This is a genomic window from Lysinibacillus sp. 1 U-2021, from assembly GCF_029916965.1.
In the GTDB taxonomy this organism is placed as follows: domain Bacteria; phylum Bacillota; class Bacilli; order Bacillales_A; family Planococcaceae; genus Lysinibacillus; species Lysinibacillus capsici.
Genome location: NZ_CP123966.1, coordinates 2989346 through 3006659, shown reverse-complemented (window position 1 = coordinate 3006659; position 17314 = coordinate 2989346). Strand labels below are relative to the sequence as shown.

Below are 17314 nucleotides of genomic sequence, written 5' to 3'. Positions count from 1 at the left end.
TATTGGAGGCTATTTTATGGATTCTATATTTACCTTTATCTTTTTAGGCATATCAATGGCTGCAACAATTGGACCTGTTAAGACTGTCCTATTGAATACAGGTTTAAAAAATGGCTTTTTTCATGCATGGTTTTTTAGTCTGGGTGCCATAGCGACTGACATTATCTATATGTTTATCGTATATTTTGGAATTGGCCAATTTATCAATTCCATCTGGTTAAAAACAATCCTTTGGTCCTTCGGCTGTTTTGTTCTTTTGTACACCGGTATCGAAAATTTACTGTCGCTACATAAAATTGAGATGGATTCGAAAACAGGGAAAAGGACACGACTGAGACAATCCCTCATGACTGGATTTTTCATGTCTTTTTTGAATCCGCTAACCATCCTTTTCTGGCTGGGAATATACGGCTCCATTCTCGCAAAAACGGCTGGTATCTCGACAGGGTATGAAATCATTTTGGTGAGTATCGCCATTTTGATGGGCATTATTTTTGTAGATTTTATTTATGCCTTTTTATCCAGTGTCGCTCGAAAATTATTATCTATACAGCTTTTGAAAACGGTCTCTTTTATCTCAGCCTTATTAATGATTGGTTTCGGAATCTACTTTGGGATGCAGGCTTACCAAGTGTTATTCCAATAAACTCACCGACAGCGCATAAAATGAACATGAAAGGAAACCATACCTTTTAAAAGAATATTAGTCGAGGTGTGGTAATGGACCAAGAGAAGGTTAATATAAGTGTCTGGTGTATTGTAAGTTTGACTTCTATTCCGCTCATCATGACACTTGGAAATTCAATGCTTATTCCCGTGCTCCCTATACTGGAGGATAAGGTCGGGATCACATCATTTCAGTCGAGCATGATCATAACAAGCTATTCAGTCGCAGCTATTTTTCTGATCCCCGTAGCTGGCTATTTATCGGACCGCTTCGGCAGAAGAATAGTGATATTACCAAGCTTAATTTTAGCTTTAATCGGTGGTCTGATTGCTGGATTTGCTTCATGGAAAATGGATGACCCCTACGCAATGATTATCGCTGGAAGAATTATTCAGGGAATTGGGGCCGCTGGTGCAATGCCGATCGTATTGCCTCTTGTAGGTGATCTTTACCAGGATGATGACGAAAAAATAAGTTCTACATTAGGGATAATTGAAACGTCTAACACGTTTGGGAAAGTGTTAAGTCCCATTTTAGGATCAATATTTGCTGCGTTTTTATGGTTCCTACCCTTCTTTTCCATTTCAGCGCTTAGTTTGATTTCGATTGTACTAATTTTTTTCTTCGTTAAAGCTCCTAAAGATGATGATGAACCATTGAAGCTCAAAGAGTTTTTACGGAATACAAAAAAAGTTTTCAAGGAGGAAGGAAAATGGTTATATACCGTATTCCTTAACGGGGTCCTTGTGATGCTCATATTATTTAGTATGCTATTTTTCTTATCAGAAAACCTCGAAAAAGTTCATGATATAAAAGGGATTAAAAAAGGGTTTGTCCTGGCCATCCCGCTTTTATTACTTTGTATAGCTTCATTTATATCTGGTCGAAAAATTAAAGGAAACCTAGGAAGGATTAAAAAAATAATTATTGCCTCCTTGATTGCAATGTCTGTCAGTATTGTCTTTGTTGGGTTTACAAGTAAAAAACTGATTCTTTTATTAGTCGTTACGAGTATAGTGGGGATTGCTATTGGTGCACTATTGCCTGCACTTGACACAATTATTACTGATAATATTAGAAAAGAGTTAAGAGGAACCGTATCCTCTTTTTACAGCTCGGCACGATTTATAGGGGTTGCAGCAGGTCCTCCTATTATGTCACTTGTCATGAAAAATTATCTTCATGCCAGCTATATTACGGCAGGTGTTTTGGGATTCGTTCTCCTGTTTGTTGTCTTAAAGTTTATCAAAGTAGAAGATATTGAAAAAACTAATGAAATGGCATAAAAATAAAGAGCTTTAGATTGAATGACCTTATTTGAAAGCACATCGTTTATCCAGATCTCATACTAAAATAATTCCGCTTAAAAATACTTTTAGAAATAACTTATAAGAAGTAGTCTCTCGGCTACTTCATCATTTGTTGTCGTACTTGATCATTTCATGAGCTTCCAATAGCGCGTATGCTATCCCATCAAGCAATCTATGAAGTATTTCAACCTCTCTATCCGCATGCACTATCGAAATGCGCTTTTGCACCATTTCCTTAATTCGATCATTTAATGAATATATACGCCGTTGTAATTCCTTTATACAACGGTTGTGCCCACATGCCTTTGGTAATGTTGATTCAATCACTCCAATTTAGCTATTTTTATCAGCTTTCGTTACTGGCTGCCTTGCCTCCTCGATTGTTTCAGCCATCTTTAGTAACTGTTGTTTGCCCTGTTACATAGTTTCGTCCTCCTAAGTTATCATATACTACGTTTACTAGATTGACTTTAAAGGCATCAACCAATTCGAGCTGTAGCGTCTGCAAACACTACGGCTTTTTTTATGTATCTTTAATTGTAAATTAATGATTGCGTGTATCGCACACCCTTATTCGTTTGTGGGGCTAGTTGACCGTCACGGCCTCTCTCATGTTAGAGTCACTACCAATCCAGCGACACTAGTTTCTTTCCTCATATTGTTCAATAGCTCCACTATTAGATGTTCTACTAAGGTACTATGTCATGAGAAATAGGTTAACCTCCACTTACATACTTCGCATTGCTTACTAAACCAATCCACACTTTTCTTTAATTTATAGAAATGATTGATTAATAAGACTAGAGAGTATACAGAATACTTCATACTATGAAAATATAATCTGCAGATTATACAAATTTTGTTTATTTGGAGGTGAAATAAATGAGTTTAACTACTGGCCCAATTGAAAATACAGGAAATCAACCAGCTAATGCAGCTAGTGTTCGTGTCAAAATTCTTAACCTTACGGGAGGTTTATTAACTGGCGTAGTAAGAGTTTTTCGACTAGATGGGTCAAGACAATTATTATCAACAACTCCTTTTGCCGCTATTGCCAATGGTTCTACTTTTGTAACGCCTGGTGTAGTTGGAGCTCAATATGAAGTTGAAATTATTCCAAATCAAAATGGTGGAATATATAGCGTTTATGGACGAACAGCTTCAGGTGTAATTATTGCTGCCCAACGGTTTGTGAACTCCGAATTAACACAGATTCTTTAGAATTTAATGTTAAGATTATAAAAGAGGCTGGGACAAAAAGAAAAAATGTTAGACCAAGATATAATTGGTCTAACATTTTTTTGATTCAGGAAGGCATATTTAACTACTTGAAGTGAAAAAGTTAATATCTATTTTTATTATTTTTCAATATAATCGAGTTATGTCCCAGCCTCTTTCCATATTCATTCATTTACCCCCAGCTTGTCACTCCTTGAACTTCAAATTGTCCAGTTAATCCCCATGCATATCCCTATTTCACCCCTACTATTAGCTCCTAATGATTTCAGACCAGAAACTATTCTTCACTCTCCCCTCCTCAACGTCCAAACAACTGTATTTGATATGAATAAGATATTTAGAGAATAGGAGGTGACTATAAAATGGCATCATTTGAAATTGGGGCAAGAGGTCTTTTCAATTTTCGAAACGAACGCTTTTTCGTATTAGTTGAAGATGAAATTACAATTCCAGAAAAAGGTGTGGAGATTGATCCAGTTAATATCTATGAGATTGACCAACAAACTTTTGATTTTATCAGAGATGAAGGAGATACACCTTTAGTTGTACCACGTTTCAATCTTCCTCCTGTACCACCTGGATTTGAACTAGAACGAAAATGTATTTTTACAGTTGATAATTCATACTTTGTGATCTATGAATTAGAAAATGGCACTGATAACTTTGTTATTTTAAGAATCAGTGCTGCTTTATTTAACTCATTGAGAAATGCTGGTGTTCGTGAATGTATTCCTCAAAATTTTATTAATTAATAAAAAAATTATTATATTTATAGTAATGTTCAGCAAGAATCCTCTTCCTTGCTGAACATTTTATTCAAAGTGTACAGTAAAGTTTCTTTGTTTTTATGACACTCACCAATAAACACAGAATAGGTTAACTAAAAATACATTTTGTGTTAACCTATATACATACCATTATTTGGAGGTGTGTGTGTTGACTGACAAAAATAAAATATTACTTAGTTCGGTTGGCAGTTTGGCTTTATTTACTTTAGGAGGATACAGGATATTCACTAACAACTTAGAAGCTATGTCCATACTAGTAGCCTATATTTTCTTTATTTGTGGAGTTATAGGCTTTGTTTTTAATGTAGTAAGGTTGTCAAAAACCCCACGTACTTAGCATTGCTTCGTTGCAATGCTTTTTTCGTTTGCCATAGTCATTCATTTTTCATCTGCACAAAAGTATGATTTAGTCGGATTTTTGCTCTAAGGAAATTGGAACGGTGAAAAATAGAGGGATGCTTTTCTTGATAGTTAAAATAAATAGCGATTTTTCTAACATGATATTCACTACCATCTAAACTTCTATAAATCCTTTTAAGTGCGGTATACTTATAAATAATTTTATACATTAAGCATGAGTAGTTACTTTTATACATACAATGCGTCCCTGATTTACCTCCAACTGAAATAATTGTATTGAAAGAAAGGTTGGATGCTAATCTTTGATTAAAAGAAACTGCTTTGGGAGTGGAGTAAAAATTAGTACTTATTTAAATAAGGGGATGATCGATTGAAATATATTTCTGGTTTGATTGGATTTATTTTTATTGCCTTTGGCAGTTTACTAATGAATATCACTGAAAATGGAGAGACATTTACAAATGTAACATTAAAGATTTCAGGGTTCTTTGCTTTAATTATCGGTTTAAAATTTATTTTTCCACATATGGGCTTTATAAAAAGTAAAAAATAACCAAGTATTCATATGGACACTTGGTTATTTTTTGATTAATCAACAACTTTCAGTGGTTAATTAGCAAACAACCCAGCACTAAATCAATATAAACTAGTGCTGGATTATTTTTTTAGATACTACTTAAACTCAATTTCCTCTGCCGAAGCCCCTTTCGTATAAGTAATAGTAGCTCCATCGGGTAAATTTCGTATTTCTTTTACATTTTTTCCTTCGATAATAATTTCACCTATTTTCGTACCTTTAAAGTCAATAATCGCATTTCCTTTTTTGGGACTAATCGTTACTGTTTTATTCGCAAATCCTTCCCCATGGAATTCAGCATATTGACTAAACACTGCAATTCCATTTTTAATATTCGTATTTTTCCCTAACGATAGCGAAATACTTGGGCGATTCATGATTAGTTTACCAGTTTTGTAGTTATCAATATTGTATACATCTTCAGGTGTTATTGGAGTTGGTATTTCCTCATTGTCTGCCTTCAAATCAATTTGAACTAATACTGGGTCATGATCTGATGCACGGCCTTGTGCTTCTGTAAAGTTCGCATTTATATGAATCAAATCAATTTCTGTAACGTCAGCAAGCTTATTCGAAACTAAAATATGATCCAACACTTGATTGTTTCCTTGGAAGAAGTACGTAAAACGATCTTGCTCTGGGGCTTTATCTATCATATTCGTTAAAACATCACCCTTTAACGTTTGAAGAGCTGGTGTGAATTCAAAGTCATTCATGTCCCCTGCTACAATGATATTTAAATCTGGATTAATGGCAAGCCCTTCATCGATAAAGTCATTAATGGCTTGAGCAAGCTGAATACGTTTCTTTACTGATTCTAGCACTGGTGGCTGATTTGGTCCCCAAAGTGAACCATCTCCACCTTTAGAATTTAGGTGAGCTCCGATAATCACTACACGTTCTTTCTGGAATTCAAATTCGGCTGCAATTGGTTTTCGTGTATCTACAAATTTTGATGGATCAACAAAGCCAGGATTTAAAGCGAGGCTTCCATCTGCTGTCCACGTATTGGTTTGGTCACCCATCCCTTTTATACCTGACACTAATGAAACACGTTCTGGATTATATAGGTAGCCTACACGAATATTACCGCCAGGTGCACCACCTACTGTATTGTTAATTGGCATGACATCAATCCAATCATACGCAGGACCACCCGCAGCTTTAATTGCATGAATTAATCGCATGTAGCTTTCCGATGCATCTGCATTTCCTGAATCGGTTTGTCCATCATTATCTTGAACTTCGACTAATGTAATAATATCTGGTGATTTCATATTATTCACAAATGTCGCTGCTATTCTGGCTACTTTTTCGTTCGATGTATTGGCAGGATTATTTGAAAAGTTTTCGATATTATAGGAAGCGACATTTAACTTGTCCGCTACTGGTTCAAGATGCGTCACTTCTTGCTGAAGATTCGCTTTTGTCACTTCTGGGAAGACTTTATTTGTGTTCAGTCGATAGCCATCTGTAAAATTCTCTACAAATCCGATAAGGGCATCATTAAAACGATCACCTGAATCATAATTTTTACCAGCTACCCCTTCAAGCATAATTTTTTCTGGGTTATAATCATCGGCCGCTATATTTAAACCACCATTCACATTGAATGTATTATTAGTTGTGCTCGGTACAACAATTGGAGAATCGTTATTATAAATCGGTCCTATTACTCTCGCATCCGGGAATGATACCAGCATATACTCGATAGATTCCCAAAAATCGATGCCATCTTCTTGTGGGTCAAAAATTGCAAAACTATCATTATCGATAATTTTATTTGGTGGCAACAGATCCTCCCCTATCACAAGGGCTTCTGGAGTTCCTGCTGTACCTGTTTTTGTAATATTTGTTGCTGCAATTTGTGTATCTGTCAATCGAGAGTTGCCACCCGCCTCTACTACATTTCCTGAAACGTCAATAACGTCCCCTACTGCTACATTATGTCCTGTCTTATTTACTTTGATAGCAGTTGATTTTACGCCATCAAATGACGACTCGTTTTCTTGCATAATAAAGCTAGTTGAATTTAAAACAAATGTTACAATTCCCGCCACATCATTTACTGTTAAATCGACATATGGTGATTTATGGCTTGCCCCTTGAATATCGCTAATCTTGGCATTTTTAGTATCTATAATTTCATAAACAAATGTAGCCATTGCACTGTTCGTTAAACCTTCTTTTACCGCAATCGCTTTAATTGTCATTGGTTTATTAACAAGGATTTCCTCTGTATACTTCGTACTAGCAGTTGTTGGTGTTGAGCCATTCACTGTGAAATAAATCGTTGCACCTTCTGTCACTGTAGAAAGCGAAACCTTCGTGCCAGCTGTTACGCCTCCGACGTGAGAAGCTTTGATATCCTGGACCTTTGTTACATCTTCAATAACGCGAAGAGGGAGCAATTGATGGTTTGTATATTGACCAACAATCCCTATAATTTCCCCATACGTTTTTCCACTCACTAAACCAGAATCTCTTGTTTTATCGTAAATAGCAAATGGGCCAGCTTCATCAGTTCCTGTAAAGTTTTGACCCGAACCAGTAACGGTCACATTTTTAATTGTAACTAGTTTCGATTCATTGTCTTCTGCCACCTCATTACTTTTAATAAGATGTGGCTCTGGTGTTGTCGAAGGAACAGGCATACCAACAAGTGAAATATTCGTTAATTGCTTTAGACCGCTATATTCATCTACTCGTCCTTGAACCGTCACTCGATCACCGACATTTGCGGCAAGACTATCCACAGGATAAATGGCTATCGCCACCCCATCTTCATCTTGAATGTGGGCTGTAGCCGTTTCTAATTTTGCTGTCACGATCCCTGATACGATAACAGTTTGCCCGATTTCTTTATTACGAGCTTCCGTAATGGATATAACGGTTGGTTCTTCTTTAATTGTATAATTAAAGGAAGCAATGTCACTATCGTCTAGGCCTGTTGCAGTAGCAAATGCTTTTATAGTCATGGCTTCATTTACAACAATCCCCGCTGCTGCATCATAAACCTCACTAGCTACTGACGGTTCAGAACCATCGATTGTGTAATAGATGGTTGCATTTGGTGTATCTGTAGACAATGTTACTTTCGTTCCTGTATAAACTTCGCCTGTTACTGGTAAAGCCTTAATATTCTCTACTTGTGTCGGCTCATAGTTTGATACTAATTGGAAGCTTTCCGCGCTTAACGTTTTTAATTGATAGGTCCCGTTAAAAGTTGACGCAATCCCTGTCACTGTGATGACATCATTGTTATTGAAGCCATCTGCTTCAAACTGAGAGAACTGATAGCCTGTACGGTTATCATGGCGAATTAACAGCTCGTTATTTGCTGCATCGACTGCTTTAAATTCAAATGTACCATACGTACCAGATGGCGCTAAATCTTTAATCTTCACATTTTCAAGTGTGATTAATCTTCCTTGTGTGCTATCATCCGCAATCGGTAAATTTACTGTCTGCGGTGTAGGTGCCGTCCCTGTAGAAATCCGTTCAATTGTCGGTGAATTAAATTGAACTTCTCCACTATATAAACTAGTTTTCCCTGTGATGCTGACAATATCTCCAACAGCTAAGCTCCCTGCTTCTGCAGAACTAGAGAAGACATATACCCCTGCTGTCTCATCCTGTACATAGAAGGCCTTGCCTCCCCAGCCACCAGGTGTTGTCGTAACCGTCCCTTGAATTTGAACTGTGCGGTCTGTTCCAACAGCTGCACGAGCTTCGGCAATGGTTACTTCAGTCTCGGGAGGATTTGGTTCGGTTGTATCGTCCCCAACAAACTCCATTGAAGTTGGTGATTTTAGCCCTGCATGGTTACTAAAATATTTTTCTAGTGAACCTGTTATTTTAACTTTTTTCCCAAGATTACTTGGGTTAGTAAATAATCCGAAATTGGCTCTATAGGAGCTTGGCAATTGAATATACAGCATTTTCGTGACATCTGTTTCATCTGGTGTATCAGCAATCGCAATATTTGTGTCACTATCTGCTATCACAGAATAAGAAGTTTCACTTTTGGCGAACCCTACTATATATCCCTCTACAGTAACATTACTCTTTACTGCGGTTGGATCAAATTGATTGACCGCTTCCCCCACGCCAATAGCTTCTGTCGTTTCGGCCTTTACAACTGTGAAGTAAGGTGAAATCATAGAGATTACAAGTAAAAATGATAACGCTATTTTGATAACGACATTACATTCATATTTCTTCATTCGCTTAGCTCCTTATGATTTTAGTCTAACATAATCTTTTCCTTAGGTTTTACATGGAAGTTATTATTCAATTACTGTGTTCCCTACAACGGTTAACCCATCTAAAGAGAGGATTACATTCGGCGCATAAATGATTAAATCCCCCGAAATAGTACCTGTACTACCAGATGGCATTAAAGAAATTCGCATTAAAGCTTCTCCAAAATACAGATGATTAGTTTTTTTCGGGTTTAAATATACCCATCATGGCACGATCATTAAATTATTAATCTTTTTATAAAATTGTGGCGAGCGCTGTACATCCTTGTAATTGGTGTTACTACAACCGCTGAAGCTGTTAATGCGTTCAAATACTTGGATTTCCCCACTTACTCATACTTTGCGTAATCCCTCCCTATTCCTGTTTAGTAAGATAAGTTTTAAATCCTCTTAACAAAATTATCGGTAATTATCAAACAATACCAAAATATTGTTTAACATAATAATTTTAACAGAAAAATAATAAATACTTTGTTATTTAATATGAATATTCTAAATTCTATGTAAAATAGTACATATTTATCTTTTACAATAGTCATTTGAATAGTAGTTTTATATTATGTAATTACATTTCCGTATGAATAAAAAGCGCCAATGTACCAGCTTAGCTCTGTCAGCATAAAAAAACTTCACTTTTGTAGAGAAGGACTGACATGGATAAGTGTTATCTTTTCTTAGAGTGGTCACCATAATAGCAGCTCGCTGAAAGATTGTTGCTTGACTGATTCCCTTCCACCTCCTTCATATGAAGCATCGAGATACAGTAAAACGTACCATAACCCATCGCACTTGTTGTCATAGTGGATAATAAAAAGCCCTCCATTTGTGGAAGGCTAAAGTCAATTCGTTTGGTTTGTTATAGTAAGGAACATCTAATCTTTTAAAGGTTCATCTTCTTCCATTTTCGAATTTTGGTTCTGAAATTTGTAAATGGAGCAACTGAGTTAATATGAACCCATTTCCAAACAGGCCAATTAGCTTGTGTTTTTGCCCATCGTCTTTGATCAACTTCAAATAATTCCTTTTCTGAAAGGGTATTTAACCACTCACATAAATGATTGACAGCTTCATTAAGCATTGATTGTTGTTCCTTCAAAGAGTACTCTCCGTATTGTTGATAAAAAGAGTTATACAATCCACTTAGATTATTCCATTTATAGCCTTCTGCAGGTGTATGTACTTCTTCGCCCTTTTGTTCTTTTTGCTCCCAGTGAAGCAAAAGATTTATCCAACCAAGTTGATAAGAAAGATTTTCAGACGGCGTTTTATCAACTTCTTTAATCCGTTTGTTTTTCAAGATTTCTGGTATATCATGAAATTCGGCAATATATTTTTTATACTTTTCGTTAATCGTACTAATCAATTCTTCTTTGTTGGCATACTGTCTCACTCTATTTCCGTCCCTTCCACCTATTTCTTAAGTTCAGTCTAACATAACGCGAATACGCTAATTTTGAAATTTTTTTAAAAAAAGTTGTTATATGGTAAGTGTTACCTTCTATTTTTTCGGTGGATGTATAAGTAACCAAAATTTACACACACTAACCTTGAGTGTATCACCCATAACGAGTGAAACAGAGAGTTTTATTACGTTCTTCTTTTCTTATGTGTGATGATTAATAATAGAGGTGCTTGAAGTGACTACATTCGGAAAATGCTTATATATCGCATTCTTTATCATTATTTTTTTATTTACAACCATTTGGAATTATAGTAAAAATGGTCATTGGGCTTTGCTAGAAAATTTATTCTTTGCCTTTTGGGTGGCCAGTTTCTTATTCATGGCATTACTACTCAGAAGTAAAAAAGAAGAATCGGAAAAAGCTGAAAATAGAAGCTGATTTGCCTGTTTTAACTAGTGTTAAAATCCGCATCTATATTTGCTGTAGCTCTAATAAGCTGCAGCTTTTTTATTGTTGCATTCATAAAAGCTAGTCAGAACTACTATTTTATCGGTATATTAAAACTTAAAATGTTATACTATTCAATAAATTACTTTGAAGAAAGGAACGTGAATGATGGAGGCCAAGACCATTTTGTTAGATCAACTTTTAGCTAATGCAAATGACCCAAGTTGGTATATCTCATTTTCTGAAGTCGTAGAGGGGTTATCTGAAGCAGAAGCCTTTTGGAAACCCGATTCTTCTAGCCATAGTATGGCTGAAATTGTCCAGCATCTAATCTACTGGAATGAAATTTGGCAAATACGGTATCGAGAAAATCAAGTGAAGGCTCCTTCGCAAACAAATAATGCGAATACGTTTCTAGTTAAAGAGGAGGTAACTTTCTATGAACTAAAAGAAAAGCTATTACATATCCTACTTACGTGGCAAGAATTAATTGAGGAAGAACAACTTTTATCTATCGTAAATGGATTCCCTGTGAAGGCGCAATGGTGGGCCATCATATCTAATGCTGCTACTCATAATGCCTATCATATTGGACAACTCGCTTATTTACGTAAAATGGAAAAATAGACATTTATATGCTATACTCTTAAAATAGGACTACTGTTAATAGTCCTATTTTTATTTGTTGCCGCTTATTTAACTCAAATAACACCAAAGGGAGATGCATGTGAGCCTAGAAGAAATTACACAGATCTATTCATTTTTCTTAACAACGCCACTTATAGTAAGGCTAGTTGTATTTAATTTTATTTTTAAAGCCCACAAACATACTATGGTTATTTTATTGGATGCGATTGTTTTAGTATCAACCACTATTTGGTTAATATTGATTAGAGAGGTCATTTTCCCTCTGCCTTCGTTAATTTTAAATGTATTTAGCGTACTCTACATCCTATTGATTATTGACATTTCTCTCAATTATTATCGCTTAAAAAGGAAGAGCTCCTTGCAGTGAAAAGCCCAATTTATACATATAAACAAGCTCCAAATAAAAGAAAAAAGCATCTTTTTTCAAGATGCTTTGCTCTTACTATTGGGGCAATTCTTCTGGTGTTTTCTCAAATTCAAGTATATGTCCATCAACTTTTGCTCTTTCTAGTTCCTCAATAAATTCTTCCTTACGTTCTTCAAGTCTGGAGTCAAGTGTGTTTTGATAACCCGGAAATAGATTGTAATCTACTGGTTTCCCCATAAGTTCACCTCTTATTCTCAGCTTTTTTATTTATTATAGGGTATATTGATATTTTCTGACAATTGTTTATGTCAATTTTGATTACAAGGACTGACAAGACAATACAACGGAAGTCTTATAAAAAATGCCTACCTATACTTTATTGCCCATAAAATTATGCTGATAAATCGAAACAGCAAGGTTTATCTTTGCCTCTAAACGTGCAATTTTCATAAACTTTGTTGATAATCCCTAGACTGTTCCTCCCCTTTTTTACGGAAAATAAAAGCATTTTCCCTCAATTAGGTATACTACAAAATCTTAAGAAATCTTCATAATTTTTCTCAATAATTATTAATAATTACCATTTACAATAAGAAAAGTCGACAATAGATTAACATAGTTAGGAGCATCTTGTCTTGGGCGTTACAGATATTATGAATAACATTCGAATTTTAATGTTACCAGTCATCCTTATAGTTGGTGCAGAGTTCTTACTTATTGGACTTTATTATTTCCTCTATCATAAAAAACATCAGTCAAATCGAAAAAAAATAAACTTTAAGCAACTGATACTTGTAGCACTCTTTATCGGCTATATTGTATTTGTGTGTGAACTAACGATTTTTGGGCGTGGTTCTTCCCATTTCATGCAAATGAATCTCCAACCATTTAGTGGCTATATAGATGCATGGAAGAAATACTCGTTACGTGATCTTCAAAATTGTATTTTTAACATTTTAATGTTTGTGCCACTAGGCATTTTCTTACCTTTACTTTTCTCTAAATTTAAATTGTTCAAATGGCTTCTTCCTGTAGTGGTGATGGCAACCTTATCCATTGAAACGTATCAAACACTTACAGGAGCAGGGATTTTCGAGCTTGATGACTTAATCAACAACTCGCTTGGTGGGATTATTGGATACCAGTTATATAGACTAGGATCTTCTATTGTTCAGCATAAAAAAATAAAAATGAAAAGTTTGATCGGAAACCTAGCCATTCCTCTCATGATGGGTTTGATTTTTATTGGCATGATGATTGTCTACGCTCAACAGGAATTTGGTCATTTAGCAATTAATGCCTACACAAAATTAAATATGTCGGATGTTGATGTAACCACCTCATTAGATTTACATACAGCATCTACCGTTGCCCCCGTGTATAAAAAAATAATTCATACAGATGAAGTTGAGACTTTGTTGCAAAAGAAATTGGATTTATCAGAGTTAAGTCGGCAGGATATTCGTGGTGATCGTGAGCTCTTATTGAAAGATAAAGCCGAGAACTCGTATACGCTATTTATTAATTCAGAGGGAAATTGGTCGCTAACAGACGATCTTTATACGCCCGTGCAACCTTCTTTAGCTGTGCAAGAGACACTTGTGAAGAAGGCAAAGAGTATGATGGATGAGCTTTCTCTCCTTCCTAAAGATGGGGAGTTTACAGCCTTGGATAATGGCGTATTTGAATGGACGCTTCCTGACCAAGCTGAATTGAACCAAGATTATTGGCTTGGTGAGGTAGAGCTCGGTTTGAAACCAGATGGTAGTTTGTATTCATTATCGTATAATATTCATGAGCATCAATTGATCCGTGAAGTAAATATTTTGTCACCTGCAGAGGTGTATGAGCGAATTAAGAAGGGCGAATTTCCACAGATAAAATATAATGCACTCGTAACAGAAGAAGAACTGTTGATAAAAAAAGGCGATCAGCTTACTGTCGATTTAATAGAGCTCTCGTATATGTATGATACAAAAGATTTCTATCAACCCATATACAGAGTTTCTGGTACATTCAATGGAAAAAGTTGGTTCACCTTGATTCAGGCGAGAAAGTAGCTTTTTTAATACCGCTAACTAAGGAAAGCCCAGACTTGATACTTGGCTTTCTTTTTATATGAGTTGAAATAACATCTCAAACTTTGGAATACTTCTAACAAAATGGACACCATCAACAAGTAACTACTTAACAGAAAAATACTAGTGTTTTTAGGTTTTATCTAATCTGTAGCCTAGGTGCCGGTTCTATTAAAGATAAGAGAGTTGAATATAATATTTATATTGAGAGCATAGAGGAGGGTTAGAGAATGTTCGGTAAACATACATGTCAGAACTGTTGTCCAAATGAAATGAAATATTCCCCAAAAATTGTTGCGCTTCTTGGTCCTGTTGTTCCTGTCCCTTCACCAGATCGAAGTGCTTTAGCGTATGGATCCCTTAGAGGAGATACATTGGGCCTTTTATCACCTGATCCAATACCCGTCACTTTCCAAGTGGTTGGTCCGCTATCAAATGTTACGGTTAGCCCATCTGGGAATGAATTGGTCGTTCAAAATGACGGTGTCTATCAAATCACCATTTCGATTAATGCGCAAGCAACAGCAGCCCCTGATCCTGATCAACCATTTTTCACAGTTAGCATTACCGTCAATGGTCAACCGATTTTTCTAAACGGCATTGCAGTCTTTAATGTTGTCAATAGAAGTAGCTCGGCCTATGTGGTCCAAGCTACATTAGCCGCAGGGGATGTGGTGGGAGCCAGTGCAGCTTCAGATTCCTTCGTCGCTAGTTATGCTAACCGCTCCTTAACGATTGTTCAATTAAATGGTTAGATTAAAAGTATATAAAGGACAGTAGCTCTCATCTCTAAATTTTAGAGATGGGATCTTTTTGATTTGACGAGGAGTGTATTTGGCTTCCTCTAATACTTCATTATTTATTTCTTACTCATAATCAAGTGACGCCAAGTCTGTTCTTCTCCTATTTTTTAGGTACGCCTGAATGATCATGTGTTATAGTAAAAAAAATAGTTACATGAGGTGGAACAATGGTTAGAAGAAGATAGCTAGCCTCCTAGGTTGTCAGTAGATTTAGGGGGCGAATTTAATTGATAGGAGTGTTCTATACATGAAACAAAATAAATATGATGAAATCAATTTCTTTTCCGAATATGAAAAAATGCCACGTTCCGTTCAAGGACTAGACGCGGCAGGTGAATGGCACGTATTAAAAGCACTTCTTCCAGATTTCCAGGATAAGACCGTACTTGATCTAGGCTGTGGCTTCGGCTGGCATTGTCGCTATGCCCGTGAACAACAGGCAAAATCAGTAATTGGTGTGGATTTATCAGAAAAAATGCTGCAAAAAGCGCAGGAAAAAACGAATGATCCTTTTATTACCTATTTAAAGATGCCGATCGAAGATATCCATTTCTCTGCTTCTCAATTTGATGTAGTAATTAGTTCATTAGCGATTCACTATGTACAATCCTTCGAAGCACTTTGTAAGAAGGTTTATGCTTATCTAAAACCTAATGGTTCATTTGTCTTTTCTGTAGAGCATCCTATATACACATCACGCAATGAACAAGATTGGGTCTACGATGAGAATGGCAACCGCCTGCATTGGGCAGTTGATCATTATCAGATAGAAGGCATTCGAGAAACGACCTTCCTTACCGAAAATGTTATTAAATACCATCGCACACTGTCTACTTATATGAATGTCTTAATACAAGCTGGATTTACGATAAGTGCGGTGAAGGAACCTATGCCTTCAGAGGAAATGCTAAAAAATATTCCGGACATGCAGGATGAACTACGGAGACCTATGTTTTTAATCATTACAGCTGAGAAAAAATAATCACTGTGTGCTTAGGCAATATGGATCGGGTATCGCTAAGTATACAGCTATATCGTATATAAACAAAAAACCAGATGCTCTCTTTTGGGGAGCACCTGGTTTTATTGTGAAAGTGAATCTTACTAACTTACTTAGTTTTGATTCGTTATAATACTACGACAACTTGAGGCGCTGAACAAGTTAAAATATTTTCCAATAGGATTTTAGGGGGAATTAATGCTTTTTCGAGAAAATAAATCATTCTATCAAATTTTAAGTCTTTCTTAGTTTCATTAAAATAAGAAATAACGAAATCTCATAAATGACTAACCGTAGCTCATGACACAGGGTCATTTACCAATGACAGCCCCACTGTATAGGTGGGTGACTGTTTGCTATTTTCACATAATTAAAGTATGTTTCTACAAACTGAAATTGATAACAATGCTCCCCCTGCTCTAACTGAAAAATTTCTGCTAAAAGCATGAAATCCGCTTCATCATTCTCGCATAGTGATGGAAAAGCAATACAAGCAAGACATGCGCTGTTAAAACCATACAGGTCTCTATGATTTTAACTATGATAGGTGAAGCTACTAACTTTTTCGTGCTATTCATAAAACATGCTGAAGAAACACGTCTGCTAAAGGAACATTAAACAAAAAGACCAGTCACTCTTTTAAAGAGAACTGGCCATTTTGCGTTTAGGTTGAAGACTATGAAATATCTTCATTCATAGATTAACATATTATACTGAACAATATCTGAACAACCATACAAAAAAGACTAGACTCTCACATGATGATGTAAGCTCTAGTCTTTTAAGTGAAAGTGAATCTTACTAAATCTTGTCTAGCTTTAGATTCAAATTACAATACGAATGAACAGGCTAAAGGTTTCATAAATTCTTTATTTTTTCGTTAAATTATAGGACTACCACCACAAAAAGACCAGGAAACACGACAAAATGTGAATCCTGGCCCTTTTGTGAAAAGTGAATGTTACTAGTTTGCTTTAGTTCTTTGTATTCTACTGATGAGTTAGACGGCTGATGTTTTAAAAAGTTACACATTCTTAAAAATTTTTTACTCTACTAATTAAATGGCAAATCAAACACGCCGTTAGCTCCATCCACCATACTAATTGACATAGCACACGCTCCCTCTGACTTATATAGGCTTCCTTTTCCAGTAAAGATGTTTGTCCTTCAGCAGCTACTCTACCTTTAGCCCATATTTTCCCTTCCGAAGCCGTGACACTCCAGTTAAATTGTTGTGTGCCTTTATTTTTCACCTCATATCAGATACCGAGTTCTTCATCAGAATGGACACTATAAAAGGAGGTGTGAAATTCACCATTCCCAGTTGGTTTATCTACATAATTCACAGGGAAGATCTATGCT

Annotated in this window: 14 protein-coding genes; 10 read left to right on the top strand and 4 right to left on the bottom strand. The window is 35.9% G+C overall.

The window, feature by feature from the left end; all coding sequences use genetic code 11:
- Nucleotides 1-16 precede the first annotated feature (16 nt).
- The 5 genes from QH639_RS15470 (at nucleotide 17) to QH639_RS15450 (ending at nucleotide 4917) form a co-directional block, all read left to right on the top strand.
- Nucleotides 17-646: a LysE family translocator gene (locus QH639_RS15470; protein WP_048392575.1), complete on the top strand. Its 630-nt coding sequence runs from the start codon at nucleotides 17-19 to the stop codon at nucleotides 644-646.
- A gap of 74 nt (nucleotides 647-720) precedes the next feature.
- Nucleotides 721-1953 (top strand): MFS transporter, encoded by a 1233-nt coding sequence (locus QH639_RS15465; RefSeq protein WP_259419586.1) that lies wholly within the window; start codon nucleotides 721-723, stop codon nucleotides 1951-1953.
- A 906-nt stretch (nucleotides 1954-2859) separates the two neighbouring features.
- Nucleotides 2860-3198, top strand: coding sequence for a hypothetical protein (locus QH639_RS15460; RefSeq protein ID WP_048392571.1), 339 nt, complete (start codon nucleotides 2860-2862; stop codon nucleotides 3196-3198).
- Nucleotides 3199-3578: 380 nt separating this feature from the next.
- A complete protein-coding gene (locus QH639_RS15455) occupies nucleotides 3579-3968 on the top strand; it encodes a spore coat protein (RefSeq protein ID WP_131520069.1) in 390 nt (129 codons plus the stop codon).
- Between the two features lie 766 nt (nucleotides 3969-4734).
- Nucleotides 4735-4917, top strand: a complete 183-nt coding sequence (locus tag QH639_RS15450) for a hypothetical protein (RefSeq protein ID WP_237898115.1) — start codon at nucleotides 4735-4737, stop codon at nucleotides 4915-4917.
- A gap of 119 nt (nucleotides 4918-5036) precedes the next feature.
- Here the strand turns inward: QH639_RS15450 and QH639_RS15445 are convergent, their stop codons facing one another.
- The 3 genes from QH639_RS15445 to QH639_RS15435 all read right to left on the bottom strand — a co-directional run bounded on the left by QH639_RS15445 (nucleotide 5037) and on the right by QH639_RS15435 (nucleotide 10596).
- A complete protein-coding gene (locus tag QH639_RS15445) occupies nucleotides 5037-9167 on the bottom strand; it encodes a chitobiase/beta-hexosaminidase C-terminal domain-containing protein (RefSeq protein ID WP_281114798.1) in 4131 nt (1376 codons plus the stop codon).
- A 63-nt stretch (nucleotides 9168-9230) separates the two neighbouring features.
- On the bottom strand, nucleotides 9231-9356 hold the full coding sequence (locus QH639_RS15440) for a hypothetical protein (RefSeq protein WP_255501574.1): 126 nt from the start codon (nucleotides 9354-9356) through the stop codon (nucleotides 9231-9233).
- A 730-nt stretch (nucleotides 9357-10086) separates the two neighbouring features.
- On the bottom strand, nucleotides 10087-10596 hold the full coding sequence (locus QH639_RS15435; RefSeq protein ID WP_131520065.1) for a ClbS/DfsB family four-helix bundle protein: 510 nt from the start codon (nucleotides 10594-10596) through the stop codon (nucleotides 10087-10089).
- A 247-nt stretch (nucleotides 10597-10843) separates the two neighbouring features.
- On the opposite strand from QH639_RS15435, the gene QH639_RS15430 reads away from it, so the two are divergent.
- Nucleotides 10844-11047 (top strand): RNA polymerase subunit sigma, encoded by a 204-nt coding sequence (locus QH639_RS15430; RefSeq protein WP_131520064.1) that lies wholly within the window; start codon nucleotides 10844-10846, stop codon nucleotides 11045-11047.
- 174 nt (nucleotides 11048-11221) lie between these two features.
- Nucleotides 11222-11683 carry a DinB family protein gene (locus tag QH639_RS15425; protein WP_048392558.1) on the top strand — a complete coding sequence of 154 codons (462 nt, stop codon included), beginning with the start codon at nucleotides 11222-11224 and terminating at the stop codon, nucleotides 11681-11683.
- A gap of 463 nt (nucleotides 11684-12146) precedes the next feature.
- Here QH639_RS15425 and QH639_RS15420 read toward each other — a convergent pair whose 3' ends face one another.
- A complete protein-coding gene (locus tag QH639_RS15420; RefSeq protein WP_193767318.1) occupies nucleotides 12147-12308 on the bottom strand; it encodes a hypothetical protein in 162 nt (53 codons plus the stop codon).
- A gap of 398 nt (nucleotides 12309-12706) precedes the next feature.
- Between QH639_RS15420 and QH639_RS15415 the strand changes: the two genes are divergently transcribed.
- The 3 genes from QH639_RS15415 to QH639_RS15405 all read left to right on the top strand — a co-directional run bounded on the left by QH639_RS15415 (nucleotide 12707) and on the right by QH639_RS15405 (nucleotide 15934).
- Nucleotides 12707-14131 carry a VanZ family protein gene (locus QH639_RS15415; RefSeq protein ID WP_281114797.1) on the top strand — a complete coding sequence of 475 codons (1425 nt, stop codon included), beginning with the start codon at nucleotides 12707-12709 and terminating at the stop codon, nucleotides 14129-14131.
- A gap of 248 nt (nucleotides 14132-14379) precedes the next feature.
- The gene (locus QH639_RS15410; RefSeq protein ID WP_237898117.1) at nucleotides 14380-14904 is read left to right on the top strand and encodes a hypothetical protein; all 525 of its coding nucleotides are present in this window, start codon (nucleotides 14380-14382) and stop codon (nucleotides 14902-14904) included.
- Between the two features lie 295 nt (nucleotides 14905-15199).
- The gene (locus tag QH639_RS15405; protein ID WP_237898118.1) at nucleotides 15200-15934 is read left to right on the top strand and encodes a class I SAM-dependent methyltransferase; all 735 of its coding nucleotides are present in this window, start codon (nucleotides 15200-15202) and stop codon (nucleotides 15932-15934) included.
- The last annotated feature ends 1380 nt before the right edge of the window (nucleotides 15935-17314 follow it).

Coding starts and splice junctions, on each gene's coding strand:
- QH639_RS15470 (WP_048392575.1), top strand. CDS start 17: ATGGATTCTATATTTACCTTTATCTTTTTAGGCATATCAATGGCTGCA.
- QH639_RS15465 (WP_259419586.1), top strand. CDS start 721: ATGGACCAAGAGAAGGTTAATATAAGTGTCTGGTGTATTGTAAGTTTG.
- QH639_RS15460 (WP_048392571.1), top strand. CDS start 2,860: ATGAGTTTAACTACTGGCCCAATTGAAAATACAGGAAATCAACCAGCT.
- QH639_RS15455 (WP_131520069.1), top strand. CDS start 3,579: ATGGCATCATTTGAAATTGGGGCAAGAGGTCTTTTCAATTTTCGAAAC.
- QH639_RS15445 (WP_281114798.1), bottom strand. CDS start 9,167: ATGAAGAAATATGAATGTAATGTCGTTATCAAAATAGCGTTATCATTT.
- QH639_RS15440 (WP_255501574.1), bottom strand. CDS start 9,356: ATGCGAATTTCTTTAATGCCATCTGGTAGTACAGGTACTATTTCGGGG.
- QH639_RS15425 (WP_048392558.1), top strand. CDS start 11,222: ATGATGGAGGCCAAGACCATTTTGTTAGATCAACTTTTAGCTAATGCA.
- QH639_RS15420 (WP_193767318.1), bottom strand. CDS start 12,308: ATGGGGAAACCAGTAGATTACAATCTATTTCCGGGTTATCAAAACACA.
- QH639_RS15410 (WP_237898117.1), top strand. CDS start 14,380: ATGTTCGGTAAACATACATGTCAGAACTGTTGTCCAAATGAAATGAAA.
- QH639_RS15405 (WP_237898118.1), top strand. CDS start 15,200: ATGAAACAAAATAAATATGATGAAATCAATTTCTTTTCCGAATATGAA.